Here is a 24,791-nt window from a genome sequence, read left to right on the forward strand (position 1 = left end):
TTACATTTTCAATTGATCTCGCCCTGCATTTTTGGCGAGATAAAGCTGCTGATCTGCCGCTTTCATTAGTTCATGAATATCAGGGTAATGGTGATTTCGATCAATATAAGCAGCACCAACACTTATGGTCACGTATTGTTTATGATCGCCACGATTCATATGTTCGAACTGATGCTGACGAATAATTTGAAGCAAATGCTGCAATGATTTTTCAACCACCACCACAGGCATATTCCGCAATATAACCGCAAATTCCTCACCGCCGTAACGGGCTAAATAAGCGTGCTCAGGCAAATTACGTTGAATTACTTGGACCAATTGTTGCAGGATTTCATCTCCTTTGAGATGTCCATAATAATCATTATATTTTTTAAAATAATCAACATCTAACATAGCAAAAGCCAACACAGCATTATGCTGCTGTGCAGTTTCATTAAACTGACGCTGAATTTCTGAATTCAAGGCACGGCGGTTAAAAGCCCCTGTTAGTGCATCGGTTTGCGCCTGTATCTCTAGCCTTTCATTTAGCTCACTTAACTGTACAGTGCGTTCTTTTACTTTTTGATCCAATGAGGAATTAAGTTCTAATAAATTATTATTCAACTTCTCAATTCGATCGGAGTGATAAGCATAATTTCTTGATTGTTGTACCATGATTAAAAAAGCATAAAAACTGGTCGAAGCAAAAGATAAGTTAACTGAATCGATCCAATTTAAACTCAGTAAAAAATCATGTAGAAAAGTGACACACAACAACACCACTGCCCATAAATTAATAGTGGAATATGGTTCGTGCCTATTTACGGTTTGATAGAATCCGTAAGCGAAGTTCAGCACCACAATAATTCCCAACAAAAAACTATAAAATGCCAATTTTTCAAAAACTTCAGGCATTGATAAACAAGTAATGACTATGTCAAAACTCAATACAAATACAGCTATGGTAAAAACTGCGGGATGCAAATAGCGCTGATTGAGTAAAAACATGTAATTGATAAAGAAAAACGCCGATAGATAGGTAAAAATATATTCGAGCCGTGTTCCCCATAACCAATCAATATTGGTAAACACCGTATAGACATAGGGTGCAGAAAATAAATTGTGTAAAGCTAAAAAAATAATAAAGACGCCAAACACTAAGAAACCATGGCTTTGGTTATGTCTGGCCCCTCGGAAAATGGCAAATAATATGGTGAATACACCAACGCCAATGACTGCACCGCATACGCCCGCAATGCTCATCATTAGTTGTTGGAATTGGCGGTTCACTGTTTGACTCACCCCAATTCGCATTGGATTTTCTAAACCGCCATGTAAACTCTGAAAACTCGATACCTGCATGGTGACAGTAAAATATTCACTTTCGGCAATGAAATAAGCAAAGCGTGGTGCATTTTCGGTTTTATGAGTTTGAATGGTTTTGCCAACCTTACCTAGTCTTAATAGAAAGTCACCATTTAAATACATCCGATAAGCGCCATATTGATTTGGAATCCAAATGGCAATACGGCGTCCTATAAACTCTTTCGGTATCTTAAAATGACCAACAAAAGTGCCATAAGTATTTTGCGGGTAACCCATTTCTTTAAAGGAAATCGGTAAAAGTACGGTTCTAGAGGATCTGGTCGGTGTTGCGGTTTGCAATAATTGCTTTGGATAATACTGCCATTGTCCTGACAAATACGTGGTCGTATTTTCTTCAAATGGGACTGAATTAATATTCTTTTGATGCGCGTAATAAGACTCGGCAACTGGTTCATACAGTGCCCAACTGGATTGCTGTAACAGCAACATGAAACATGTCAGCGCATAAAGGATAAAATGCAATATCGTATATGGCTTAAATATTCTTATCTTCAAGTCGCGTTTATTCCTTATTCGCGAATTTGATTTTTAATATAAAATAAAATGCACTAAAAAACGTTTATTTTCAGTAGCAAGTTTAACCATAGCACGCTTTTTCCTAAATATGCTATGGTTTATTTTTCAAATATTATTAGTCACGTGTTTTCACGTCATATAATTCAATTTCAAAAATTAAATTCGAGTTGGCTGGAATAATATTACCCATTTTTCGCTCACCATAGGCTAAATGCGCAGGTACAATCAGTTTACGTTTACCACCCACTTTCATGCCCATAATGCCCTGATCCCAGCCCTTAATCACACGGCCCGTACCAATCACACATTCAAAATAGTTGCCACGGTCAAGTGAAGAATCGAATTTAGTTCCGTCTTCCAACCAGCCTGTGTAATGTGTGGTAATTAAAGCGCCTTTTACAGCTTCTTTACCTTCGCCTACAACTAAATCAATAATTTCTAATTCGTTTGACATATTCAATACTCCTCGAACACGCTTAAGTTTACTGTAACTGAATCCACTCAATTTGTGCTTGAGCATGATCACCTATGAGCGTCCACTCACCATCCATCACATTCAACTGCAATTGCATGGTACGTTCGCACAATTGCTGAATGGCTTCGGTAGTCGCTGGTGATAATTGCCAAACTTCAACATTACTGAGGGTTTTTAATTTGCTATTGCGTTTATACCACTCTTCAACTGCCGTACCGTAAGCAACCACGGCAACCGACTTACAACGTGCGCTGGCTTTTTTGACTTTATCTTCGTCAGGACAACCCACCTCAATCCAATGTACCAACTGACCTGTCAGGTCTTTTTCCCAGAGTGCAGGTTCATCAGTTTCAAATAGATCTTTGGTAAATTCCAACTGTTCGCTCGCGTAACGTGCAAATGCCAAAATTCGAACCATCAAACGTTCAATGGTTTCTGATGGGTGCAATGCCATGGTGAGTTGATAATCACCATATTGGTGAATATCCATGTTGGCAATATTTAAATCTGCCTTATAAATTGTTGCTTTTAACGCCATGAAATGATCCTCAAATTTGGCGCCTAGCATATAAGATTTAACACAATTTTGCTGAACAGTTTTAATCCGTTTCCGTATCTATACGGCAGGCAAGTAACTGAGTTTCGAATAACGCCCAATCTCGTTCAGTTTGTACAATTACTTCAATACGGTTATCGACATTTTCAGGTGCAGACTGATAATTAAACTGATTCGGATTAAAATTAAAACTTTTCCAACCTTGATTGGTATTAAAAATACCCTTGATTCTGAGCCACTGCTGCTGTTCGCATAACAGGTCAAGTAAATCGTAGAAATCAAATTGCCAACGCTTGGAAAACTTCCACCCTGCCACACTATAACCCTGCGCAGTTTCTACATAATGATAAGGTAGTTGCTTAATTTCAGGTAATGCAGACTCATTACTGTACTTTTTTTGAATCTGAATTAATGGCTGGATTTTGCGTTGTATACCTTGATATGGCAAATCAATTTCTACCAGTTGGAGTTGCCCCAAAGTAGGTTTTAACCATGTCTGAGCATAGGCCAGATATTCCTGCTGCAACTGTTGTAAAGCCTGTTCATCAACCGCTTGCATATGTTCCGCATGTGAAATCACCACGATTTGCGCGGCTTTCAACTGATCAGCATACAGATTCTGTTTCACCCATTCCTGTTCATGCAAACGCGAACCATCCACCACCGTAACTAAAGCACGCATTTGAATTTGGCTTTGCCAATGTGGTTCAGTCAGTTGCTCTAACAGTTGAGCTGGATGACCCAAACCTGTAGGTTCTATGAATAAACGATCAGGTTGAGTTTCAGACAATAAACGAGATAATGCAATTTGCATGGGCAATTGACTGCTGCAACACAAACAACCGCCTAAAAGCTCCTTTACGGCATAACCTTCGGTTTGCGGAAGCAGATTTTGATCCACCCCTATTTGACCAAACTCATTCATCAAGACAGCCCAGACTTCGCCTTTAGGCTTTTGTGCCAATAAGCTATTCAGTAATGTAGTTTTTCCTGCACCTAAAAATCCAGAAATAATATGGGTCGGTACGGATTTTTGTGGGGTCAACAGTTTCAAAATGAGATGCTCGCAAGCCAAACAAAAAGTGAAGATTAATGTAATAGTATAACAAAATCTTCACTTTCGCTGCATGTACATATTACGAACTCATATGTCGTCGAATGTATTTTTAAACCGATATTGAATATAAATTTAAACAAACTGGCTCGGATCCAACATGTGTAAGGTAATCTTTTTCACCTCATCTCGACTTTGCTGAATATGGGTGGCAATTGCCGCGATTGCTTCTTCAGTTTTTTGCTCAAAAATTAATTTTAAAATATGTTGATGTTCCTGATATGTGGCTTCAATACGGTACTGTTTAGAAAAATCTAAACGGCGGATAATCCGTATTTTTTCACTTAAGTCTAAGTGAATTCGCGCCATCTCATTATTGCCTGCTGCACGAACCAAAGCGCAGTGAAAATCCTCATCCAGTTGCGAGAGTTGCTTTATGTCATTCAGATAATCTTGCGGTTCCACCATCCAAATTGCTTTCAGTCTTGCCAACTCACTGGATTGCTCACAATCTTGCTGTGACAACTTATAAATGGCATCTTTTTCCAGCACAATCCGCACATCATACAGTTCTTCATAATAGCGGAAGTTCAGTGGTCGGACTTGCCAACCACTGCGGAAACTGACCTCGACATAGCCTTCTTGCTGCAAGCGATACAAAGCTTGCCGAATTGGAGTTCGACTCACCTCATATGCTTGTGCAACTTCAGACTCAGTAAAACGTTCACCTGGCATTAATTTGAAATCGAAAATATCGTTCTTAATGCGTTGATACACCAGCGCGGACAAATTGTCTGCACTTTTACTTGTCGCGCTTTTCATTTCCTCTACTCAACTCTATTCCATATACACCAAAGGTTCTCCGCTGTGTACGGTTTGTCCCGCACGACAAATGACCGCTTTAACGATGCCATCTTCAGTCGCATACACAGGCAGCTCCATTTTCATGGCTTCAATAATAGCAACTGTTTCACCTTTTTTAATCTCCTGACCAGACTCAACAAAAATTTTCCAAATATTCCCCGTCATAGACGCATTCACAGCCAAGAAATCTCCAAAGTCCTCGAACTGTTGCTGAACGATTTCTTCGGGTTGCGTGCTATGTTCCTCTTTCCAACGCCCGACTTCTGCACTGAAAGCGTGTTGTTGCTGTTGCTTGAATGCGGCAATGCTTTCCGCTTCGTCCTGTAAAAATTGGGTATAATTGGCAAAATCAAACTCAGTTTCTTCAATTTGAATCTGCGCTACACCATGTGCAAAATCGGTACGCCATTGATTCAATTCTGCTTCGGTAACAGGGAAAAATTTAATTTGGTCGAAGAACTGCAAGAACCATTGCTTATCACCAAATTGTTTGTTTTGTTTAAATTTATTCCAGATAGGCAAAGTACGCCCCACCAACTGATAGCCACCCGGTGAGTCCATACCATAAATACACATGTACATACCGCCAATACCGACCGTCCCTTCCGCAGTAAAGGTACGTGCAGGATTATATTTCGAACTGAGTAAACGATGACGCGGATCAATTGGCACCGCACAAGGTGCAGTCAAATAGACATCACCTAAGCCAAGCACCAAATAATTGGCATCAAAAATAATGTCGCGGACTTGTTCACGGCTGTCTAAGCCATTAATCCGTTGAATAAAATCAACATTGTTGGGCAGCCATGGTGCTTTGGCGCAGACACTTTCCTGATAACGCTCCACAGCGCCCAAAGTCGCACTGTCCTCAAATGCCATTGGCAAATGCACAATCCGAGATGGAATTTTGAGCTGGCTTAAATCTCCCATTGAAGATTCCAACTCAAGTAAATGTGCAATCAGTTGTGGCTGTGAAATCACCAGACCATCATATTTAATTTGCAGTGAACGCACCCCAGGTGACAGTTCTAAAATGCCATCTTGGTTGGCATTACGAATCATTTGCATCAATTGATGCACGCGTAAACGTAGCGCCAAATCTAATACATTTTCACCATATTCCAGTAGAATATAACTGTCTCCTGCCTGACGATAGATTGTTTTTGGTGTTGTTGTGGTTTCCTCACGTAAAGACAGTATGGTACTACCTAGCTCGATTTCTGCTGGTCTTTCTGCAACCATTTGAGCAGTAGCAAAATGCTCAATCTGTTCAATTTGCTGACGTTCTAAAGCATTGGCTTGCTCGACTGTCATCGGGTAAAAACTAATTTTATCATCAGCTTTTAATTGTCCTACTTTCCACAGCTCTGCTTTGGCAATCGTCACTGGACAAACAAAACCACCCAGACTCGGGCCATCTTTTGCCAAGATTACAGGAAAATCTCCCGTGAAGTTAATTGCCCCAATTGCATATTCACAGTCATGTACATTGGAGGGATGTAAGCCTGCTTCACCACCATTTTCACGTGCCCAACTTGGTGTAGGACCCGATAGACGAACCCCTAAACGGTTCGAGTTAAAATGTACTGTCCATTCGGTTTGGAAAAACTCTTCAATATATTCTGCTTTAAAAAAATCTGGGGCACCATGCGGACCGTAAAGCACACCAATTTTCCATTCACGCCCATAACTTGGAATTAAATCAAGTGCGAGATCTTGAGGCTCTGCTGCCGCCAAAGTTAATCCAGTATGCGGCATATCAGGATCAACCAGTTTAATCATATCTCCAGTACGTAATGTACGACCTGCATGTCCGCCAAAGTTACCTAAAGCAAAAGTTGCACGACTGCCTAAATATAGTGGGACATCCAAACCATGACGTACAGCCAAATACGTTCGACATCCCGACTCAACTTGACCCAGTTTAAGCACCTGCCCCGCCTTCACCTGAATCGCCGACCAGAATGTAATCGGCTGATCATCCAAGGTTGCACAACAAGGTGCACCTGTTAAAGCAATGGTCGTTGCTGTGTGGAACTTGAGTGTAGGTCCGAGTAAGGTAAATTCAAACCCAGCAGCATTTTGTGGATTACCCACAATTTTATTGCCCAATTGGAAGGCATAATCATCCATTGGCCCTGAAGGTGGCACACCAATATCCCAATAGCCTGTCCGTCCCGGATAATCTTGAATCGAGCTTAAAGTTCCCGGCTGCAAAACTTCAATTACTTTGGGCACATACGTAAAATCATCTAACATCCGTGTCCAAATGTTCATTTCGGCAAAACGCTGATCAGCAATGACTGCACGGGCATAATCCAAGTTGGTACTAATACCATTAAGGCGTGTTTCACTCAGCACTTGCTGTAATTTTGCAATCGCTTGTTCACGGTTTTCCGCATGCACAATGATTTTGGCAATCATCGGATCAAAGTATTGTGAAATTTCTGTGCCCGTCGCCACCCATGTATCTACACGAGCGTGTTCAGGAAAATAAACTTCAGTTAATACCCCTGGACTAGGCTGGAAATTTTTAACTGGGTCTTCAGCATAAATACGCACTTCAATCGCTGCGCCTTGTGGCTGAATATTCTGTAATTTTTCCCAATCTAAGCCATCACCCGCAGCCACTTTGAGCATACATTCAATTAAATCCAGCCCTGTTACCATTTCTGTCACAGGATGTTCGACTTGTAGACGAGTATTGACTTCCAAGAAATAAAACTCATCACGTGCAGCATCATAAATAAACTCGACGGTGCCCGCGCTACGATAGTTAACCGAAGCACCTAGTTCTACTGCCGCTTGATGCAACTTTTGACGCGTCGCTTCAGGCAATAATGCAGCAGGCGTTTCTTCCACCACTTTCTGGTTACGGCGCTGCAATGAGCAATCACGCTCACCTACTGCCACTACTTGACCCAAGCCATCGCCAAAAATCTGGACTTCAACATGACGTGCTTTATCGACAAAACGTTCTAAAAACACGCCTGCATCTTTAAAAAATTGTTCACCTAAACGTTTGACACTAGCATAGGCATCTTGCAGTGCTTCAGGCGTATCACAGCGGGTTAAACCAATACCGCCGCCTCCTGCGGTGCTTTTCAGCATAATTGGATAACCTATTTCTGCCGCAGCAACCAATGCTTCTTCTAAACTATTGAGCAAACCTGTCCCCGGTGTCATTGGGACATGTGCAGCAGCAGCCAATTCACGCGCACGATGTTTCAGACCAAATTCCAAAATCTGTTCGGCAGTTGGCCCCATAAAAGCAATATGGTTGGCTTCACAGGCTTGTGCAAATTCAGCACTTTCAGACAAAAAACCATAGCCTGGAAAAATTGCTTCAGCACCTGTTTGTTTAGCAGCAGCAATTAATTTTTCAATCGATAAATAGGTATCAGCGGGTTTGGTTCCTTGTAAGTCCACTGCCAGATCAGCATTTTGAACATGCTGCGCATAACGGTCACTGTCCGAATACACCGCAACACTAGTGATTCCTAATTTTTTTAAGGTACGAATCGCACGTACAGCAATTTCACCACGGTTGGCAATTAATACGGTTTTAAACATGAGTGTTCCTATTTTTTTAATATGTTGTTTGTAGTTGTTGTGCAGTACGATGCTGAATATAGGCGCGCCAGCCCCCAAAGTGACTGATGTTCTCAGCATCGGCTAAACCATAAGGCTCGCAAATAAAACCCTTGACCCAACGCCCATCACTCAGCTCAACATTGCCCATCCCCAATGGCGTTGGAATTTCAGCGACAAACTCACCAAATCGAGCTGTTGGCACATCCCAGAGTTCCACGATAATTTCCTGTCCGTTACTTTGACGTGCCAAACCAGGTTTTGGCGGAATCGTGCCATTCAGTGCATACAAGGCATAATTGGCTGAGGTTTTAGTAGTTTCAACATGCACTGCTTGGCGTGTGCTAAGTTGGAAATTCAGGGGCATGCCTGTTAAATGTGCACCTACTACCGCCACACGAATATGCTGTGCAGATGGTGTTGAAATTGGCTTTACATTTTCAGGATAAGGACGTCCTGTCGCACCTAAAGGCAATTGCAGATGCGCTTGCCATTGACGACCAAAATCTGCCAAAGCACGGTCATGCCATGCTGGTGCAATCAAGCTGATGCCAAACGGTAAACCATCTTCGCGGAAACCCGCAGGGAGTGCCAAAGCACTTAAGTCGGCAAGATTGGTAAAATTTGTATAAGTGCCAAAATGTGAATTATATTGAATCGGCTCCTGCTGCATTTCTGTAAGGGTATGAATGGTTGGTGATGTAGGTACAACCAAGGCATCAAACTCTGACAGCAACTCTTGAATTTGTCGCGCCAAATCATTTTTGAGATATTCGGCTTTATAAGCATCGAGTGCCGTATAGTTTTTGCCTTGTTGAACAATCTCCAAGACGGTTGGATCAAATGCTTCTGGAGATTGTGAGAGTAATGTTTCAACTGCTATCGTACGCTCAGCCACCCACGGGCCTTGATAAAGCTGTGTTGCCAATTGTTCAAAAATTGAAAATTCAATTTCAGTCAACGTGACATTCATTTGCTTTAGCTGTGCAAGGGCTTGCTGAAAAGCCTGCTCTGCTTGCACATCACCAAAGAATTGCAAAGTTTTTGGAATCGCAAAATGAAGTGCCGAAGATAATTTTGCGGGTGCTGTTTTAGGGTTATGTCGTGAGTAACTATCACGCACATCAAATTGTTCCAGTACCTGCGCCACGACCTCCGCATCGTCTACCGTTAAGGCAAATATGGAAATACAGTCAATACTTTTTACGGCTGGCATTAAACCATAATTTGAAAAACGTCCTTTGGTTGGTTTTAACCCCACGATATTGTTAAAAGCGGCAGGTACACGACCAGAACCTGCGGTATCTGTGCCTAATGAGAATGGTACCAAACCACGTGCCACCACACTGGCAGAACCTGAACTTGAACCGCCACTAACATACTCAGAGTTAAAACTATTCGGGACTGCCCCAAATGGAGAACGTGTACCGACCAAGCCTGTTGCAAATTGATCAAGATTGGTTTTGCCCACCACTATCGCACCAGCCTGTTTCAGCAAACGTACAGTTTCCGCATCTTCAGTCACCATATCTTTTAAAAGCATACAACCTGCTGTTGATGCAAAACCGACAACATCAATGTTGTCTTTTACTGCAAATGGAATGCCATACAGGGGAAACTGTTCAAATAATGCTGTACTTGCCGCACTATGTTTTTCTAATTCTTCAATCTGTTGTTGCAAAATTTGGGGAGTCGCCAGGGAAATCCACGCTGTATCTTCTGTATCAAAAGCCTGTACCCAGTTGATTAAATCCGTCAATTGAATATGTTGTGTTTTATAGGCATTTTGCCATTCTGCGATGGTCCAGCCAAAAGATTGAAGTATGCTCACTTTATGCATCCTATCTTGTATACAAGTTAAGATTCATAAAGCGAATTTTATGCCAATATTTATTTATTATTAAAAATCAATATTTTGATTAAATTTACATACAAACCTACATTTAAATGAGTACTTGGAAATAAAAGGATGCATTTTTTTAATACAGTAAAACATACGTTATGCACTAAAGCGTGCTGCATTTTAAAACATGAATAAGCCAATAGAAGGTAGAAATAAAAAAGCAGCAAAAAAACGTGATGGTAAATTTAAAAGACCATGAGTAAAAAATTTCCTTCCCCCATTTTCAGGGAGAAGGAAGGACCTAAACTGGTAAATATTTTTATTGATTATTTAGATGAATAAGAAATTTTCATCCCCACGGCATAACCAGTATTATCTTTGAAATCACCAACGACACGGCCATCTGATACCTCACCTTTTACATCACCAAACCACATATAACGACCACCTAAACTAAAAGCGACATTTTGGTTAATGTTGTATTTAGCCGCTAAACCCACACCCCAATAACCTTCAACAGGACCTAAAGTTGGTGCAGGTGCACCTGCACCAGAGTCCCATAAACCAGAAACAGACATTGCAAGTTTTGGTGATAAGCGCTTACCAACACCAAGTTCAACAGCGGTTTGGTCATCATGATACGTTACTAAAGGCAACCCTCGTCCATTTTGTAACGCATATGCAGTGGTCGCTTTTAATGCTGGTGGATAGTAAGCAAAATCACTCCATGGCACCCAACGGACTCTAGCAAATACAGCCGTAGTCTGATTTAAACCCGTTTGCAGATTTAAGTTCACAGACTCTGGCGTTGTCACACTGCCTCTATTGGTATGTGAATAATCGAAGCCAATTAGGTCTTCCAAAGGAACATCTTCTTTAATTGCTGTTTTATGTTCAATTTCAGAACGATAAGTTAACGATGCAAGAATACCTAGCTCAGGCTTGGCATAGCTCATACCCGCAACCCAACCTACAGCCATATCATCAAAACTATTGTTATATCCACTTGAGGCTTGATACGTTAAACCACGTAAATGTACATCTGCTTGTAGTTCTTGTAATGCAGGACCACCATAGATCATAAAGTTTTTATTGAGGTTATAACCCAATAAAGTTGTGAGGTTTTTTGACTTTACCTCAACGCGTGTATAGGCATCAGATGCAGGTAAATTGGTCGCGATAAAATTATTCTCGCCTTCAAATTTTACTTTTGCACCATATGGCTCATCATAAATGAGCGCCAAACGGAAGCTTGGGTTTAAGTCAGTTTTTACGGCATAACCCATTGTTTGAAAATCTTCTGTCAGATCAGATATATGATTTCCACTCGTGTCAGTCCCCTGTACATCAGGATCAATATGCGTATAACTTACTTCTGCATAGGTACCCTTTTCAAACAGCGCATCGATTTGCTGTGGCGAGCGCTCTAAACCAGCAGCAAAAGTTTGACCAGACAATACCGCAATATTGAGGTATTTTTTCTTATTGAATTTCATCTCTATTCCTTTAGTCAATTTAAACAAGTGAACGTGTTTCGATCCTATAAATACACGCACTTATTAAAGATTAAATAGTGAACTACTTAATCTCGGTGGTTACCCATGTGGGGTAATTCAGATAGTTTTAGCTTGCTGCTATTACGCAGTATTTTTAATACTCAAAACTGTAATCCAGAAAATAACGCTCACTATTTTAGATGCTCAATTCGATCCGATGAGCTCAAGTAAACAAAGCTATATTTGAATTAAGAGAGTTCTGCTCACGATTACGGTATAGAGCCCCAAAAATGGAATGATACTCATGTCCTTGTCATGAAACAGTGATGTACTTTTTTTTTACACCAAAATCTGTTATTTCTTATTTATCATCCTGATTCCAAATTCTTTTTAGCAGCAAACTCTTGTAATCCCACAAGAGCAAAATATCTATGTTCTTTTCGAATCCAATAGTTACTATCTTTAATCGTTCGATTTCACATCGATATTTTTCAACAAGTAACATATTTCTAAGAAAACCATAGTCATCCTTAATTATGGATTTCTTAAAAATATTACTTACGAATTTCACTCATTCACTGAGATGCAATCGGCATCTGAAGATTAGCAGTCTCAAAGAATGAAACACCCATGCAAAAGAATGGTTAGTGAATGGTTTTGAAGGAGAAAAAATTAAAAAAATGCTGCATAAATAATCCAGAAAAAATGCACTAGACCATATGCTACTATTCATCAATCATGATTAAATTTTAAACCTTCAATTTAACATCAAGATGTCACAACTTAATGATCATCATCAGAAACAAAGCCCTTTAAAATTCTTGATTTTTTAATTGCTTAACAATGGATGTCACAGCAATAAAATTGCTACTTTTACGATCTACTCTCTAGTTCTGTTATGCAATTTTAAAACCCAATTGTTGACTTATAATCAAGAATATTTTGCAGATTCATCGATTTTTCAGCATCAAAGACTTAATTATACTTTTGCCCAATTCAAAAAATTTGGTTGAGTCATTCAATGAAAAACATTCTGATTGTCAATGGTGCAAAACAATTCGCGCATTCAAATGGCGAACTTAACGACACACTAGCCAATTTTGCAAACACCCATTTAAGTCAACAGGGACACAATGTTCGTATTACAAGAACAGATGCTCAATATGACATTCAGCAAGAAGTTGAAAACTATGTTTGGGCGGATGTAATTATTTATCAAATGCCAGGTTGGTGGATGGGTGCGCCATGGACTATGAAGAAATACATCGACGATGTTTTTACTATAGGTCATGGTACGTTGTATGCCAATGATGGGCGTTCACGTAGTGATGCCAGCAAAAAATATGGATCAGGTGGTTTAATTCACGACAAAAAATATATGCTTTCTCTCACGTGGAATGCTCCGATCGAAGCATTTGAAGATCAAGAACAATTCTTTGAGGGAGTTGGGGTCGATGGTGTCTATCTACCCTTTCACAAAGCAAATCAATTCTTAGGTATGCAAGGTTTAGACACGTTTATTGTCAATGACGTCATTAAAGCACCGAATGTACCTCAATATTTAGAAGCCTATCGCGCACACTTAGACACGATTTTTACAGTATAAAGGACATCACCATGTTAACTGTCATTGCAGAAATTCAAATTCATGAAGGTATAGTACATTTTGAAACTGTCCTGAATGCATTTAAGAATGTCACGCCTAAAGTGCTACAGGAAGCAGGTTGTTTTGGTTATGAGCTTTATATTGATCAAGACAGTAACGCCAGTTTCCAGTACAAACCTAAAAATTCGATTATTATGTTTGAAAAATGGCTGTCTTTAGCGCATTTGGAGCAGCATTTAAACACGGCGCATATGCAAGACTTTCAACAAAAGGTGAAAGATGCCGTAAAAGAAACAAAAATTCGGATTATGCACTTGGGGCTAAATAATAATTAAATCCTTCGTAGCATGATGATTGTGTATGAAATTATCACAAGACAGTTAAAAACTGATAAAGTAGCCTGCGCTTAGCAGGCTTTTTTATGCCAAACTCAAATATAGGCACTCAATTTAAAACGGGTAACCAAACGGGTAACAATCAAAGCGCTAAGTTATAAAATTATGCAACTCAAGAGGTTACATCTGAAATGCTTCTCATGATCGACAATTATGACTCCTTTACTTACAACATCGTGCAATATTTTGGCGAGTTGAACCAAGAAGTAAAAGTAGTCCGTAATGATGCCGTGACCTTGGAAGACATTGAACGATGGCAACCGAAGTATTTGGTCATTGGTCCGGGACCTTGCTCACCTACTGAAGCAGGCATTTCTATTCCAGCCATTCAACATTTTGCTGGAAAAATTCCATTACTCGGTGTGTGCTTAGGTCATCAAAGTATCGGACAAGCTTTTGGCGGTAATATCGTTCGCGCCAAAACCGTTATGCATGGGCGTTTATCAGACATGTATCACAGTGACAAGGGAATTTTTAGCAATCTACCTTCACCCTTCTCTGCAACCCGCTATCACTCTTTGGTGATTGATCAAGCGAGCTTGCCAGATTGCCTAGAAGTTACTTGCTGGACCCAAGAAGCTGATGGCTCAATGGAAGAAATTATGGGCGTAAAACATAAGACACTGCCTGTCGAAGGTGTGCAGTTCCATCCAGAATCGATCCTCAGCCAACACGGACACCAAATCTTCAAAAACTTTTTAGAGATTTATGCATAAATGAATATTCAACAAGCTTTAAATCATATTACCAAGAATATCCACCTGACTCAGCCACAAATGGAAGAGGTCATGCGGACTATCATGAGTGGTGAAGCCACCGATGCACAAATTGGTGCGCTCATGATGGGACTGCGCTTAAAAGGCGAAAGCATTGATGAAATTACGGCAGCTGCACGCGTGATGCGTGAGTTCGCCACAAAAATTGATGTGAGCGATGTCCCAAATCTGATTGATATTGTCGGAACGGGTGGTGATGGGCAGAATTTATTTAACGTTTCTACCGCTTCAGCTTTTGTCATCGCTGCGGCTGGTGCCACCATCGCCAAACATGGTAACCGCGGTGTATCAACCAAATCTGGCTCATCTGACTTATTAGAACAAGCAGGCATTAATCTTGATTTGAACATGCAACAAACTGAGCGTTGCATTCGTGAAATTGGCGTTGGCTTCCTGTTTGCACCCAACCATCATAAAGCCATGAAATATGCAGTGGGTCCACGTAAGGAACTCGGTATCCGTAGCATCTTCAACTTACTCGGCCCGCTTACGAATCCAGCTGGAGTAAAACGTCTGGTGATTGGTGTGTTCTCGAATGAATTGTGTCGACCAATTGCAGAAGTGATGAAGCAACTTGGCGCTGAACACGTGATGGTGGTGCATTCTAAAGACGGACTAGATGAAATTAGCCTCGCATCATCAACTTATGTTGCTGAACTAAAAGATGGCGAAGTGACTGAATGGGTGATTAATCCTGAAGATGTCGGGATTGAATCGCAAACCCTCACAGGCTTAATTATTGAAGATTCTGCTGAAAGTTTAGCCCTGATTAAAGATGCGCTCGGCCGAAAAAAATCTGATCGTGGCGCCAAAGCCGCAGACATGATTGCCTTAAATGCAGGCGCAGGCATTTATATCTCTGGTTTAGCCAAAACTTATAAACAAGGTGTGGCTTTAGCACATGACATTATTTACGGTGGGCAGGCTTTAGAAAAAATGAGTGTGCTATCTGAATTTACCAAAACACTCAAACAATACGAAGCTTAAGGAAGGATGCTCACATGGTTGATATCGCAAATACAATTTTAGGCAAAATTGTTGATCGTAAACATGAAGAACTGGCAGCACGCCTCAAGCAACGTAGCCTGCATGATGTGGAACAATGGGCACAAGAAGCAACACCCGTGCGTGGTTTTGCTCAAGCATTGATGAAGAAGCGCCCAGGTGTCATTGCTGAAATCAAAAAAGCATCACCTTCAAAGGGGATTATTCGTGAAAACTTTAATCCTGCTGAAATTGCAGCACAATATGAACAAGCGGGTGCGGCTTGCCTATCGGTTTTAACTGATGTCGATTTTTTCCAAGGTGCAGATGAGAATATTCAAATCGCGCGTACACACTGTGCTTTGCCAGCACTGCGCAAAGATTTTCTAGTAGACCCGTACAATGTCATCGAGGCGCGTGCCCTGCATGCTGACTGTATTTTACTGATTGTCGCCTGCTTGTCGGACCAACAATTAGAAGAAATGTCAAAAACCGCATTCGAGCACAATTTGGATGTCTTGGTTGAAGTACATGATGAGGAAGAACTTGAGCGTGCTCTACAACTTTCTGAGCGCTGCTTGTTAGGGGTGAATAACCGTAATCTTAAAACCTTTGATGTGGATTTAAATACATCAATTCGTTTGAAGAAATTACTCGATCCCTCTCGCTTACTCATTACTGAAAGTGGCATTGCAACCCCAGAAGATGTTCGTATGATGCAAGAGCATGATATTCATAGCTTCTTGGTCGGTGAAAGCTTCATGAAGCAAACTCGTCCAGATCATGCCTTCACCGCATTATTTGGTCAGCCTGTCGAAATTTAAACGGATGCCATCAGAATAAATTTTGTACTCTGATGGCAACTTAGTCGTATTCAACTCAAGCCCACCCTTCCATAAGATCAATTCAAATAAAAGTTTCCAAACTAGGCAATCACGACTTAGCCGACTCCTCAGGTACTTGAACAATCAACATCAAAACTTTTCTAACTAAGGGAATAAAGATTAAAATCAGTGGATAAGCGATGAGCCAAGACATCGCCCATGTTAGCAACCACTTTTCTACGAAACCATGCATTAAGCCTTTATTCACAAAAAGATTAAAACAAGACAGGGAGCCACTCATCAGCCCCGATAAGAACAAAGGCATGAGCCAAGACATATGCTTAACATGAATTTTTGCCATAAGAATCACCTTTTTGATTTACGATTTACAGAAGAAGTCATACAAATGGAGTAAGAGGCTAGGCTCAATGGTTTAAATCCCTCTAAGTTTCCGCTATAGCTCAACGAGCTATCTCAAGTCAAATCCGCAACTTTTCTAATGTAATCAACTCTTTTTTTTCATAAAAGATCTTTCCCTGTTGATGTATTAGGAGAACCAATCACTCAATAAGATATATCTTAATATATCTTTTATGTTTTTCCATCCCATTATTGTTATCGAATCATTCAACTTCTTTTCTTACCAACCAAACCGCATAAAAACATCTTTCCCATAAATCAGTGCTTCACTTGGTGTTATTTTAGAAAAACAAAAAAACTCACCAGCAATCTCTTATTTACATTCTACACAACAGCCAATGTATGTAATTCAGTTCAATTTACTGCAAAATCCGACTATAATTGCCGTTTAAACCCCATCTTGCAGTTATTTCTGGACATTATGAGCAAACATGATTCATCGCTTTCTAAAGATCAGTACAACTTACTGAAGGCTTTTAAAAAGCAAATTAATCATCCACATTCAACCCCTGCTGAACAGCAAGTTGAAGCGAAAAAGCAAGCTGCAATAGCTGAGCCAGATGATGCCGAATTATTTCTAAAATCCATGCAAGGTGTACAAAAAATAGAGGCAGGCAACATCGCTCAAATTGCCAAAAGTCCAAAAAAGAAATTAGACGCTCAGGTTTTAGCAAAGCGAGCAGCGGCTGTTGGTCCAACTGAATCTGAAATGGCTGAACTTTCCGATACACAAGCCATGCTTAACCCTGTAGCCAGTCAAGCAAACTTGAGTTACCGTATTGCGACGTTGCAACATAAAGTTTTTGAAGATTTAAAAGCTGGTAAATTACGCTGGTTTGAAGCTGTAGATTTGCATGGCTGTACTGTAGAACAAGCCCGTGCTGCCGTATTACAAATTATTCAAATGGCAAAAGATGAAAATCAAAATGTCATTAAAATTGTCCACGGCAAAGGGCCTGAAGCCATTTTAAAAACCTATGTCAACGGTTGGTTACGTCAACATCGTGACGTACTGGCATTTGTCAGCGCACCTGATAATCAGGGGGGTACGGGCGCGGTTTTAGTTCTACTTAAACGTTCAGAAAAAAATCCGAAGCACAAACAGTAATCGGATTTTGATATTAAACACGGTATTTTTTCGGTTTTCTGGTACAATGCCGTCCTTGTTCAATATAAGAGTAAGTGAAAACGTCTTATGTCTATGCAGCAATCCTACGCAAATATTTTAACTGCCGTTGGTGAAGACCTGAATCGTCCAGGTTTGGTTGATACACCTGTGCGTGCTGCTAAAGCGTTTTCGTATTTAACGTCTGGTTATAGTAAGACGCTAGAAGAAGTCACCAATAAAGCGGTGTTTCCATCAGACAACCGTGAAATGGTCTTGGTGAAAAATATTGAATTTTATTCGCTCTGCGAACACCATCTCCTACCTTTTTATGGTCGTGTACATATTGCCTATTTACCTGAAGGCCATGTGCTTGGCTTGTCTAAATTTGCTCGCATTACTGAAATGTTCGCACGTCGTTTGCAAATTCAAGAAAACTTGACCCAGCAAATTGCAGAAGCGGTTGCTGAAGTCACTCAAGCACGTGGTGTTGCTGTGGTGATTGATTCTGCGCATATGTGCATGATGATGCGCGGTGTCGGTAAACAAGAGTCAACAACTCGTACCGTTTCATTTATTGGTGAATTTAAAACCGATAAAGAATCACGCCGTGAATTCCTCAGTGCAGTGCCTGAAAGTTACTGATTCATCTCAAATGAATTAAAAAATAAACCCCGAATCTTTCGGGGTTTATTTTTATCTTATTGCGAACGCTGATTCACACGCTTCGACAACTGCTCAGCGGTTTCAACACGTTCTGAATAACGATCTGTTAAATAGGCTGCCTGACCACGAGTCAACAAAGTAAATTTATACAATTCTTCCATCACATCCACAATACGTGTGTAGAAAGAGGAATCTTTCATGGAGCCATCTTCTTCAAATTCCAAGAATGCTTTTGGAATCGAAGACTGATTTGGAATGGTGATCATACGCATCCAGCGTCCTAAAATACGCATTTGATTGAGCGCATTGAACGATTGCGAACCACCACACACTTGCATCAAGGCCAGCGTTTTACCTTGTGTAGCACGAATGGCACCTGCTGCCAGTGGAATCCAGTCAATCTGTGCTTTAAAAATCGAACTCATGGAACCATGACGTTCTGGTGAACACCAAACCATGCCTTCAGACCAAGCCAACAGTTCATGCAACTCTTTGACTTTTGCATGTTCCAGATCAGCATCCTCTGGCAAAGGTAAGCCTTTAGGGTGGAAAATTTTCACTTCAGCGCCGAAGTATTCCAGAATTCGACCCGCTTCCTGTATTGCTAAACGGCTATAAGAACGCTCACGGTTTGAACCATACAACAGCAAAATGCGTGGCGGATGCTGAATAGCTTTCGCTTGGACTTGCTCTAGTGTCGGCTTTGGTAATAACGCTAAATCAATATTTGCAAAACTCATCCCAGAACCTCAGTTTTAAAATATTTTTTGCGTAACCATAAAGACACACTGACCAATGCAATTAACACAGGAACTTCCACTAAAGGGCCAATAACCGTGGTAAATGCGACTGGAGAAGCCAAACCAAAGGTTGCAATCGCAACAGCCAATGCCAATTCAAAGTTGTTGCCCGCAGCCGTAAATGAAATCGCAGTGGTACGCGCGTAGTTATTGCCCATCCATTTACTCATAAAGAAGCTGATAAAAAACATCACCACAAAATAAATGGTCAATGGAATCGCAATACGCAATACATCCATCGGCAGACTGACCACTTCACCACCTTTGAGGCTAAACATCGCTACAATGGTGAAGAGCAATGCCATTAAACTGAGTGGACCAATTTTTGGCAGAAAATGGGTTTGATACCACGCCAAGCCTTTTTGTTTGACTAAAATCAGTCGGGTTAAAAAGCCCAATAAAAATGGAATGCCCAAATAGATCAGTACCGCTTGGGTAATCATCCAAAAACTAACTTGAATGACTTGAGCATCAACCCCGAAATATGGCGGTAAGAAACTCAGGAATAACCATGCATAACTGCTGAAGAATAAAATCTGGAAAATACTGTTAAATGCAACTAATGCTGCAACATATTGGTTATCGCCACATGCCAGATCATTCCAAACCAAAACCATGGCAATACAACGTGCCAGCCCAATTAAGATCAGTCCTGTCATGTATTCGGGATAAGATTGTAAAAATATGATTGCCAAGACAAACATCAGACACGGTGCAATCAACCAGTTTTGTACCAGTGACAGCATCAAGGTTCGCTTATCTTTAAAAACTTCTGGTAAAGCTGCATAGTCCACCTTTGCCAACGGTGGATACATCATCACAATAAGACCAATGGCAATTGGAATATTGATACTGCCGACATGCATTTGATTTAAAGTAACCGAAGCTTGAGGGATAAATACCCCTATTGCCACTCCAAGCGCCATGGCAATAAAAATCCACAAGGTTAAATTGCGGTCTAAAAAAGAAAGTCTAGAAGTCGACATGTATTTTCTCAATCAGGGAGATATGTTTTTGTATCGAATAGATCTCATTCGATAGATTTTTTGATCAGCTTAAAACAAACAAGCATCCAATCTTCTAAATACAAGACACCTTCGACTCTGATTTTATTTAATCAGGACTCCATCTAGGTATTAAATTCATTCAAACATCAGTTATCGGACAATAGACCTACTGAATAAAGTGAATCAATCACAATGGACATTGGTCGAAGTATTCAAATAAAGAGTTTCTCTGTCTGTTTGCGCTGACTGAGCAATGATCTTTAACACCGCATTCGCCCATTCAGGTAAGTCTGGATTTACGCGGTAATATACCCACTGCCCTTTGCGCTGATCTAATAAAACCGACAAATTTCTTAACAATGCCAAATGTCGTGAAATCTTAGGCTGACTCAATTGCAATAATTCCGTCAGTTCACATACACAGACATTTTCTCTCACGAGTACCCATTTAATGATATCTAAGCGAGTGGGGTCAGAGAGACATTTAAAGAAATCAGTTTGATCCATTTTACAGCCCAAAAATTAATAATTGCAAATATACGTATATCCATATATAAATGCAATAAAGTTTATTTAACAAAAGATGATGTCTAAAAAATGATTAAGATTTATCATAATCCTGCTTGTGGTACGTCCAGAAATACCCTTGGTCTGATACAAAATACAGGTCAAGAACCAGAAATTATTGAATATCTTAAAACTCCGCCTACTAAAGAGGAACTGATTGATTTAATCAATCGCTCAGGATTATCAGTACGGGACGTTTTACGCAAGAATGTTCCACCTTATGAAGAATTACAACTAGAGCAGTCAACGCATACCGATGACCAACTCATTGATTTTATGTTGCAATATCCAATTTTAATCAATCGTCCTTTTGTGGTAACGGAACTTGGCGTAAGGTTATGCCGTCCCTCTGAAGTCGTTCTTGAAATTCTTTCTGCTCCACAACGTGGTTCTTTTAGCAAAGAGGATGGTGAATTACTCATCGATGAACAGGGACAACTGATCAAAAAATAAAATAGACTGCAAAAAAGGCACTTCGAAAGTGCCTTTTTCTTCGCTTAAGTTCAGAAGAATCGAACATAGCCCAAGCTCAATTTATTCCAGTCCTGATGATCTTGATATTGGTATTCCCACCCTACACGTAATGCATTCTGCGCATTCAAAGCATATTGTACTTGTGAATTCAATCGAACTTGCCACTGGTGCGAATCTTCCCAATATGGCAATTCGACCTGCACAATCGAATTAATATGGTCTGCCCAAATGTTCTGACAACCGACCGTCGGCCCCATACCCAATCGCCAGCCTTTATCTAATGATTTTCCACCTTGAAGATAGGTTTGCATTTGCGCATAACATAGATTCTCTCGTTTTGAATCTGCATAGCTATAACCCATCTGCATTTTTAAACTGGCAACACCATGTTGATCCTGTTCACTAAAACGCCCTGAAGAATCTGTCGCTTCTTGTTGCCAACCTAGATTAAATCCCCATGTCAACGGGGTTTTAAACGCTGTAATCGGGTTATAAGAATTTACTGTCAGAAAGTCGAGATGTTCGACCTTTAACTCATCCTCACGCAATTGAATGGCGCCATCCCAAAACAACAATTGTGTTCCGACGCGGTAACCGCCTTGAGGATCAATCAAATCATGATAGGCTTGACGGTGTCCCAACTCAATAAATTCATCGCCTTGCACAGTTCCTGCTTTTACCGAGAAATTTCGAGCGTCATGTGATTGTGTCGGATCAATATGTGGACGTTCAGGTTCTTTACGTTGCCTCTCTAAATCAATCGCACTGCGTAAAGTCAGTAATTCACGTAGATTAGGCTGTGCAAAAGCAACATCCACTTTACGTGCAACCAATTGTAAGTACAAATCGTCATAGGCCATTTCTAAAATTTTGGCACGATCTTCCACAGAATAAGCTGCCAAAATATCTAATCTTTGTTTTTGTTCAGCAAAAGCAACCTGATGGGCTGTTTTAGCCAAACTTTGCCCATGCTGTTTGGCTTGCGCCAATAATTGAGTTTCTAAGGCAGGACGATAGACTGTTTCACGAACAATTCCTTGCTGATCAATCGCTTTAATGGTCTGCATTGGAATTGCTGCGACTTTAAACTGCTGACTTAAATTGAGTTCGGGACGTACCAAATCAATCAATCCTAACAGTCGGTAAGCACAGTTATCACTAACAAAATAATAGGGAAAAGTCACATGTTGCATTTCCCAAATATGCTGTACCAAAAAGCGTGTTTCTTCTGGATTTAAATTAAGTTCATATTCCCACAAATCACGACTTTCTAAATCACCATATTCTTTTACTTTGCGATAATACGGCATTAAAGAATATTCACCGGGGTATTGCCCTGTTAAACCTTTCCAAGCAAAAGACCAACCATCCGCGCTTGCGACCGTGGCTGCATAGTTCACAGCATAGGAAACCAAATTTAATTCTTTCTGATCTTTGGGGTCTAAACGCAATAAAGTATGCCCAAACATCGAACTCGGATTACCCATAAAGTCAGTTGCATAAATTAAAGTCGCTTTATAGGGCTTAATTTCGCCAATCCATTTGTCTAATTCAGGACATTCAACGTGTGGTAAATCTGTCGCGGGAATATTCAGTCGCTTGATTAACCATTGACTGCGTGCTGGAAATTTACAACGTACTGATTGATTCGGCGCTGCGGATAAAAACAATGCTTCGATATTGGCATTTAATTCATTTTGTAAATGTCCACCTCTTTCTGGGCTAAGAAAGTAACCTGCATAATGAACTTCACTTTGCCCTTTGGCATTGGCATACATTAATCTTTGCCAAGTTGTTTCTTGCGCTAGATGTTTCTGGGTCGCCATTTCAACATAGTGGATAGATGATGTCGGTTCAACGGCATACGCCAGACTAGAACCGAATAAAGCCGTAAATAAAGCAATCTTTTTCATTCAAATTTAATTTTTTAGATATAAAAAACCCTGTCAGATTGACAGGGTTTTACAACAATCGATTAGACGTAAGCTTTGAGGACTTGGTCTTTTGCCATTACAGCTTGTAGCGATGTGAGTACTTGGTAGGAATCTTTATTCTCTGTAGAGTAAATCTCAGCAAAGTTTTGCTTAGATACGGCAAAGAAACGCGCTTTATCTTCTGCTTTAATATTGAGTAATTCAGCTAACACATTCAAGCTTTCGCCCTGACCTACCGCCATATCACGCGCCAATGCTTCTGCATTTTCATTGGTAAATGTGACTGCTTGTGCAGTGACTGTACCCGAACCACTACAACCGAGAGTACCAAAAGTGATACCAAATAATTGGTTAGCAAATAAACCATTTGTTGTAGCAGCAAGTAACTTCGGCACTTTACCTGATTGGCCCGCCCAAATCTCAGAACCAATACCGCAACCTGCATCGCTATCTGCAAATGCTGCTGTAGAACCTATTGCCAATACTGCTGCTAACGCTACTTTTTTTAACATTGCACTTCTCCAGAATTATTCTCTGAGTGTTCTAATTATTTACATGTAATAATGGATTACACAAACTTAGATTATCCGCATATCTTTAATAACGCAAAACAATTTATATTAAAGTTAAAAAAATAAAACTAAATTATTAATATTCATCATTATTTAACTGCCAATCACCCTTTGAGTTGCGTATTCCAAGTATTTTCAAGACTAAAACTAGACTTAACAATAGCAACAAATACCATGAACCTAGCTTGCCCCAACCCACCATATGCCAAGCATCAACCTGACTTGGATAAAGCCAGATTTTGTAAAAAGTACTCACGTTTTCTGCAAGCCAGATAATAAAAGCCAAGACCCACAAAATAGGCAACATCGGCAATTGAATGGTGTGATGTTGCAACTCAAAACGAATCTTAGTTTTCCAAAACATCACAATACTCCAGCCAAACAGTACATAGCGAATATCTGGAATAAAGAATTTGCTCATAAAATTCAAATAAGACAACACTGCCAAGGTCAACATATGACTGAATTTTGGCAAAGCCTTAAAAGACACGGTATAAAGCCGTAAAGAACGCGCAAAAAAACTTCCGACGGCTGAATACATAAACCCAGCAAATAAAGGCACTGTCCACAGTTTAAAAATTGCAGGTTGTGGATATTGCCATGAAGCAATGGCTGGATGCGTAAGGAAAATTTCCATCCCCATTGCCATAATGTGAAATAGGGCAATGACTCTGGCTTCTGCCCAAGATTCTAATTTTAAATATAATAAGCAGCACTGAATAATTAAGGCATAAAACAACAGGTAGTCATAACGATAAAAACCATAATGTTGTTCATAACCTAATGGCGCAGTAAATACAAAAGCCAATAATAAAAGTATTCCAAATAAGGCAGCCGAAGCTGCCTTATAAGAAAACTCAACACAAGATTGAGCAACACGCAACACTGTAAATACTCAACC

General features: G+C 40.3%; 23 protein-coding genes. 8 read left to right on the forward strand and 15 right to left on the reverse strand.

All coding sequences use genetic code 11. The annotated features are described in order from the left end of the window. From I593_RS07240 to I593_RS07275, 8 genes are all read right to left on the reverse strand, one after another. On the reverse strand, nt 1-1,794 hold the full coding sequence (locus I593_RS07240; protein WP_016166920.1) for a sensor domain-containing diguanylate cyclase: 1,794 nt from the start codon (nt 1,792-1,794) through the stop codon (nt 1-3). Nucleotides 1,795-1,996: 202 nt separating this feature from the next. Then, entirely contained in the window at nt 1,997-2,335 is a 339-nt protein-coding gene (locus tag I593_RS07245; protein ID WP_016166921.1) for an FKBP-type peptidyl-prolyl cis-trans isomerase, read from the reverse strand. A gap of 28 nt (nt 2,336-2,363) precedes the next feature. Continuing rightward, on the reverse strand, nt 2,364-2,894 hold the full coding sequence (locus tag I593_RS07250; protein ID WP_016166922.1) for a YaeQ family protein: 531 nt from the start codon (nt 2,892-2,894) through the stop codon (nt 2,364-2,366). Between the two features lie 61 nt (nt 2,895-2,955). Beyond that, a complete protein-coding gene (locus tag I593_RS07255; RefSeq protein WP_016166923.1) occupies nt 2,956-3,966 on the reverse strand; it encodes a CobW family GTP-binding protein in 1,011 nt (336 codons plus the stop codon). A 135-nt stretch (nt 3,967-4,101) separates the two neighbouring features. After that, on the reverse strand, nt 4,102-4,788 hold the full coding sequence (locus I593_RS07260; RefSeq protein ID WP_016166924.1) for a GntR family transcriptional regulator: 687 nt from the start codon (nt 4,786-4,788) through the stop codon (nt 4,102-4,104). Between the two features lie 15 nt (nt 4,789-4,803). After that, nucleotides 4,804-8,403, reverse strand: a complete 3,600-nt coding sequence (gene uca / locus I593_RS07265) for an urea carboxylase (RefSeq protein WP_016166925.1) — start codon at nt 8,401-8,403, stop codon at nt 4,804-4,806. 16 nt (nt 8,404-8,419) lie between these two features. Beyond that, on the reverse strand, nt 8,420-10,252 hold the full coding sequence (atzF, locus tag I593_RS07270; RefSeq protein ID WP_016166926.1) for an allophanate hydrolase: 1,833 nt from the start codon (nt 10,250-10,252) through the stop codon (nt 8,420-8,422). 338 nt (nt 10,253-10,590) lie between these two features. Further along, nucleotides 10,591-11,760, reverse strand: a complete 1,170-nt coding sequence (locus tag I593_RS07275) for an OmpP1/FadL family transporter (protein WP_016166927.1) — start codon at nt 11,758-11,760, stop codon at nt 10,591-10,593. Between the two features lie 1,021 nt (nt 11,761-12,781). Here I593_RS07275 and I593_RS07285 point away from each other — a divergent pair. The 5 genes from I593_RS07285 (at nt 12,782) to trpC (ending at nt 16,345) form a co-directional block, all read left to right on the forward strand. After that, nucleotides 12,782-13,366, forward strand: a complete 585-nt coding sequence (locus tag I593_RS07285) for an NAD(P)H-dependent oxidoreductase (RefSeq protein ID WP_016166928.1) — start codon at nt 12,782-12,784, stop codon at nt 13,364-13,366. An 11-nt stretch (nt 13,367-13,377) separates the two neighbouring features. Then, nucleotides 13,378-13,701, forward strand: a complete 324-nt coding sequence (locus I593_RS07290; protein ID WP_016166929.1) for a putative quinol monooxygenase — start codon at nt 13,378-13,380, stop codon at nt 13,699-13,701. A 191-nt stretch (nt 13,702-13,892) separates the two neighbouring features. Then, a complete protein-coding gene (locus I593_RS07295) occupies nt 13,893-14,477 on the forward strand; it encodes an anthranilate synthase component II (protein ID WP_016166930.1) in 585 nt (194 codons plus the stop codon). Then, on the forward strand, nt 14,478-15,524 hold the full coding sequence (trpD, locus tag I593_RS07300) for an anthranilate phosphoribosyltransferase (protein ID WP_016166931.1): 1,047 nt from the start codon (nt 14,478-14,480) through the stop codon (nt 15,522-15,524). A gap of 14 nt (nt 15,525-15,538) precedes the next feature. After that, nucleotides 15,539-16,345, forward strand: a complete 807-nt coding sequence (trpC, locus tag I593_RS07305) for an indole-3-glycerol phosphate synthase TrpC (protein ID WP_016166932.1) — start codon at nt 15,539-15,541, stop codon at nt 16,343-16,345. Nucleotides 16,346-16,454: 109 nt separating this feature from the next. Here trpC and I593_RS07310 read toward each other — a convergent pair whose 3' ends face one another. Further along, nucleotides 16,455-16,706, reverse strand: coding sequence for a DUF2798 domain-containing protein (locus I593_RS07310; protein ID WP_016166933.1), 252 nt, complete (start codon nt 16,704-16,706; stop codon nt 16,455-16,457). 480 nt (nt 16,707-17,186) lie between these two features. Here I593_RS07310 and I593_RS07315 point away from each other — a divergent pair, with 480 nt between their 5' ends. Both I593_RS07315 and folE read left to right on the forward strand, forming a co-directional pair. After that, entirely contained in the window at nt 17,187-17,873 is a 687-nt protein-coding gene (locus I593_RS07315) for a Smr/MutS family protein (protein WP_016166934.1), read from the forward strand. Nucleotides 17,874-17,966: 93 nt separating this feature from the next. Further along, nucleotides 17,967-18,515 carry a GTP cyclohydrolase I FolE gene (gene folE, locus I593_RS07320; protein ID WP_171069590.1) on the forward strand — a complete coding sequence of 183 codons (549 nt, stop codon included), beginning with the start codon at nt 17,967-17,969 and terminating at the stop codon, nt 18,513-18,515. Between the two features lie 56 nt (nt 18,516-18,571). Here the strand turns inward: folE and arsH are convergent, their stop codons facing one another. The 3 genes from arsH to I593_RS07335 form a co-directional block, all read right to left on the reverse strand. Further along, nucleotides 18,572-19,276 (reverse strand): arsenical resistance protein ArsH, encoded by a 705-nt coding sequence (gene arsH, locus I593_RS07325; protein WP_016166936.1) that lies wholly within the window; start codon nt 19,274-19,276, stop codon nt 18,572-18,574. After that, nucleotides 19,273-20,322 carry an ACR3 family arsenite efflux transporter gene (gene arsB, locus I593_RS07330; RefSeq protein WP_016166937.1) on the reverse strand — a complete coding sequence of 350 codons (1,050 nt, stop codon included), beginning with the start codon at nt 20,320-20,322 and terminating at the stop codon, nt 19,273-19,275. The genes arsH and arsB overlap by 4 nt, the downstream gene beginning before the upstream one ends. Before the next feature lie 204 nt (nt 20,323-20,526). Then, on the reverse strand, nt 20,527-20,850 hold the full coding sequence (locus I593_RS07335; RefSeq protein ID WP_016166938.1) for an ArsR/SmtB family transcription factor: 324 nt from the start codon (nt 20,848-20,850) through the stop codon (nt 20,527-20,529). 90 nt (nt 20,851-20,940) lie between these two features. Between I593_RS07335 and arsC the strand changes: the two genes are divergently transcribed. Continuing rightward, on the forward strand, nt 20,941-21,363 hold the full coding sequence (gene arsC / locus I593_RS07340) for an arsenate reductase (glutaredoxin) (RefSeq protein WP_016166939.1): 423 nt from the start codon (nt 20,941-20,943) through the stop codon (nt 21,361-21,363). A 50-nt stretch (nt 21,364-21,413) separates the two neighbouring features. Here arsC and I593_RS07345 read toward each other — a convergent pair whose 3' ends face one another. The 3 genes from I593_RS07345 to I593_RS07355 form a co-directional block, all read right to left on the reverse strand. Next, complete coding sequence (locus tag I593_RS07345; RefSeq protein ID WP_016166940.1) at nt 21,414-23,297, reverse strand: Lnb N-terminal periplasmic domain-containing protein; 1,884 nt, start codon at nt 23,295-23,297, stop codon at nt 21,414-21,416. A 62-nt stretch (nt 23,298-23,359) separates the two neighbouring features. Continuing rightward, a complete protein-coding gene (locus I593_RS07350; RefSeq protein WP_016166941.1) occupies nt 23,360-23,830 on the reverse strand; it encodes a DUF3015 family protein in 471 nt (156 codons plus the stop codon). Between the two features lie 136 nt (nt 23,831-23,966). After that, nucleotides 23,967-24,773 carry a DUF817 family protein gene (locus tag I593_RS07355; RefSeq protein WP_228130573.1) on the reverse strand — a complete coding sequence of 269 codons (807 nt, stop codon included), beginning with the start codon at nt 24,771-24,773 and terminating at the stop codon, nt 23,967-23,969. Nucleotides 24,774-24,791 lie beyond the last annotated feature (18 nt).

The organism is Acinetobacter tandoii DSM 14970 = CIP 107469, assembly GCF_000400735.1.
Lineage (GTDB): Bacteria > Pseudomonadota > Gammaproteobacteria > Pseudomonadales > Moraxellaceae > Acinetobacter > Acinetobacter tandoii.

What these genes read in the sequence shown, in the direction of transcription:
- I593_RS07240 (WP_016166920.1), bottom strand. Translation starts at nt 1,794, where the DNA reads ATGTTGCTGTTACAGCAATCCAGTTGGGCACTGTATGAACCAGTTGCC.
- I593_RS07245 (WP_016166921.1), bottom strand. Translation starts at nt 2,335, where the DNA reads ATGTCAAACGAATTAGAAATTATTGATTTAGTTGTAGGCGAAGGTAAA.
- I593_RS07250 (WP_016166922.1), bottom strand. Translation starts at nt 2,894, where the DNA reads ATGGCGTTAAAAGCAACAATTTATAAGGCAGATTTAAATATTGCCAAC.
- I593_RS07260 (WP_016166924.1), bottom strand. Translation starts at nt 4,788, where the DNA reads ATGAAAAGCGCGACAAGTAAAAGTGCAGACAATTTGTCCGCGCTGGTG.
- uca (WP_016166925.1), bottom strand. Translation starts at nt 8,403, where the DNA reads ATGTTTAAAACCGTATTAATTGCCAACCGTGGTGAAATTGCTGTACGT.
- I593_RS07275 (WP_016166927.1), bottom strand. Translation starts at nt 11,760, where the DNA reads ATGAAATTCAATAAGAAAAAATACCTCAATATTGCGGTATTGTCTGGT.
- I593_RS07285 (WP_016166928.1), top strand. Translation starts at nt 12,782, where the DNA reads ATGAAAAACATTCTGATTGTCAATGGTGCAAAACAATTCGCGCATTCA.
- I593_RS07290 (WP_016166929.1), top strand. Translation starts at nt 13,378, where the DNA reads ATGTTAACTGTCATTGCAGAAATTCAAATTCATGAAGGTATAGTACAT.
- I593_RS07295 (WP_016166930.1), top strand. Translation starts at nt 13,893, where the DNA reads ATGCTTCTCATGATCGACAATTATGACTCCTTTACTTACAACATCGTG.
- trpD (WP_016166931.1), top strand. Translation starts at nt 14,478, where the DNA reads ATGAATATTCAACAAGCTTTAAATCATATTACCAAGAATATCCACCTG.
- trpC (WP_016166932.1), top strand. Translation starts at nt 15,539, where the DNA reads ATGGTTGATATCGCAAATACAATTTTAGGCAAAATTGTTGATCGTAAA.
- I593_RS07310 (WP_016166933.1), bottom strand. Translation starts at nt 16,706, where the DNA reads ATGGCAAAAATTCATGTTAAGCATATGTCTTGGCTCATGCCTTTGTTC.
- I593_RS07315 (WP_016166934.1), top strand. Translation starts at nt 17,187, where the DNA reads ATGAGCAAACATGATTCATCGCTTTCTAAAGATCAGTACAACTTACTG.
- folE (WP_171069590.1), top strand. Translation starts at nt 17,967, where the DNA reads ATGCAGCAATCCTACGCAAATATTTTAACTGCCGTTGGTGAAGACCTG.
- arsH (WP_016166936.1), bottom strand. Translation starts at nt 19,276, where the DNA reads ATGAGTTTTGCAAATATTGATTTAGCGTTATTACCAAAGCCGACACTA.
- arsB (WP_016166937.1), bottom strand. Translation starts at nt 20,322, where the DNA reads ATGTCGACTTCTAGACTTTCTTTTTTAGACCGCAATTTAACCTTGTGG.
- I593_RS07335 (WP_016166938.1), bottom strand. Translation starts at nt 20,850, where the DNA reads ATGGATCAAACTGATTTCTTTAAATGTCTCTCTGACCCCACTCGCTTA.
- arsC (WP_016166939.1), top strand. Translation starts at nt 20,941, where the DNA reads ATGATTAAGATTTATCATAATCCTGCTTGTGGTACGTCCAGAAATACC.
- I593_RS07345 (WP_016166940.1), bottom strand. Translation starts at nt 23,297, where the DNA reads ATGAAAAAGATTGCTTTATTTACGGCTTTATTCGGTTCTAGTCTGGCG.
- I593_RS07350 (WP_016166941.1), bottom strand. Translation starts at nt 23,830, where the DNA reads ATGTTAAAAAAAGTAGCGTTAGCAGCAGTATTGGCAATAGGTTCTACA.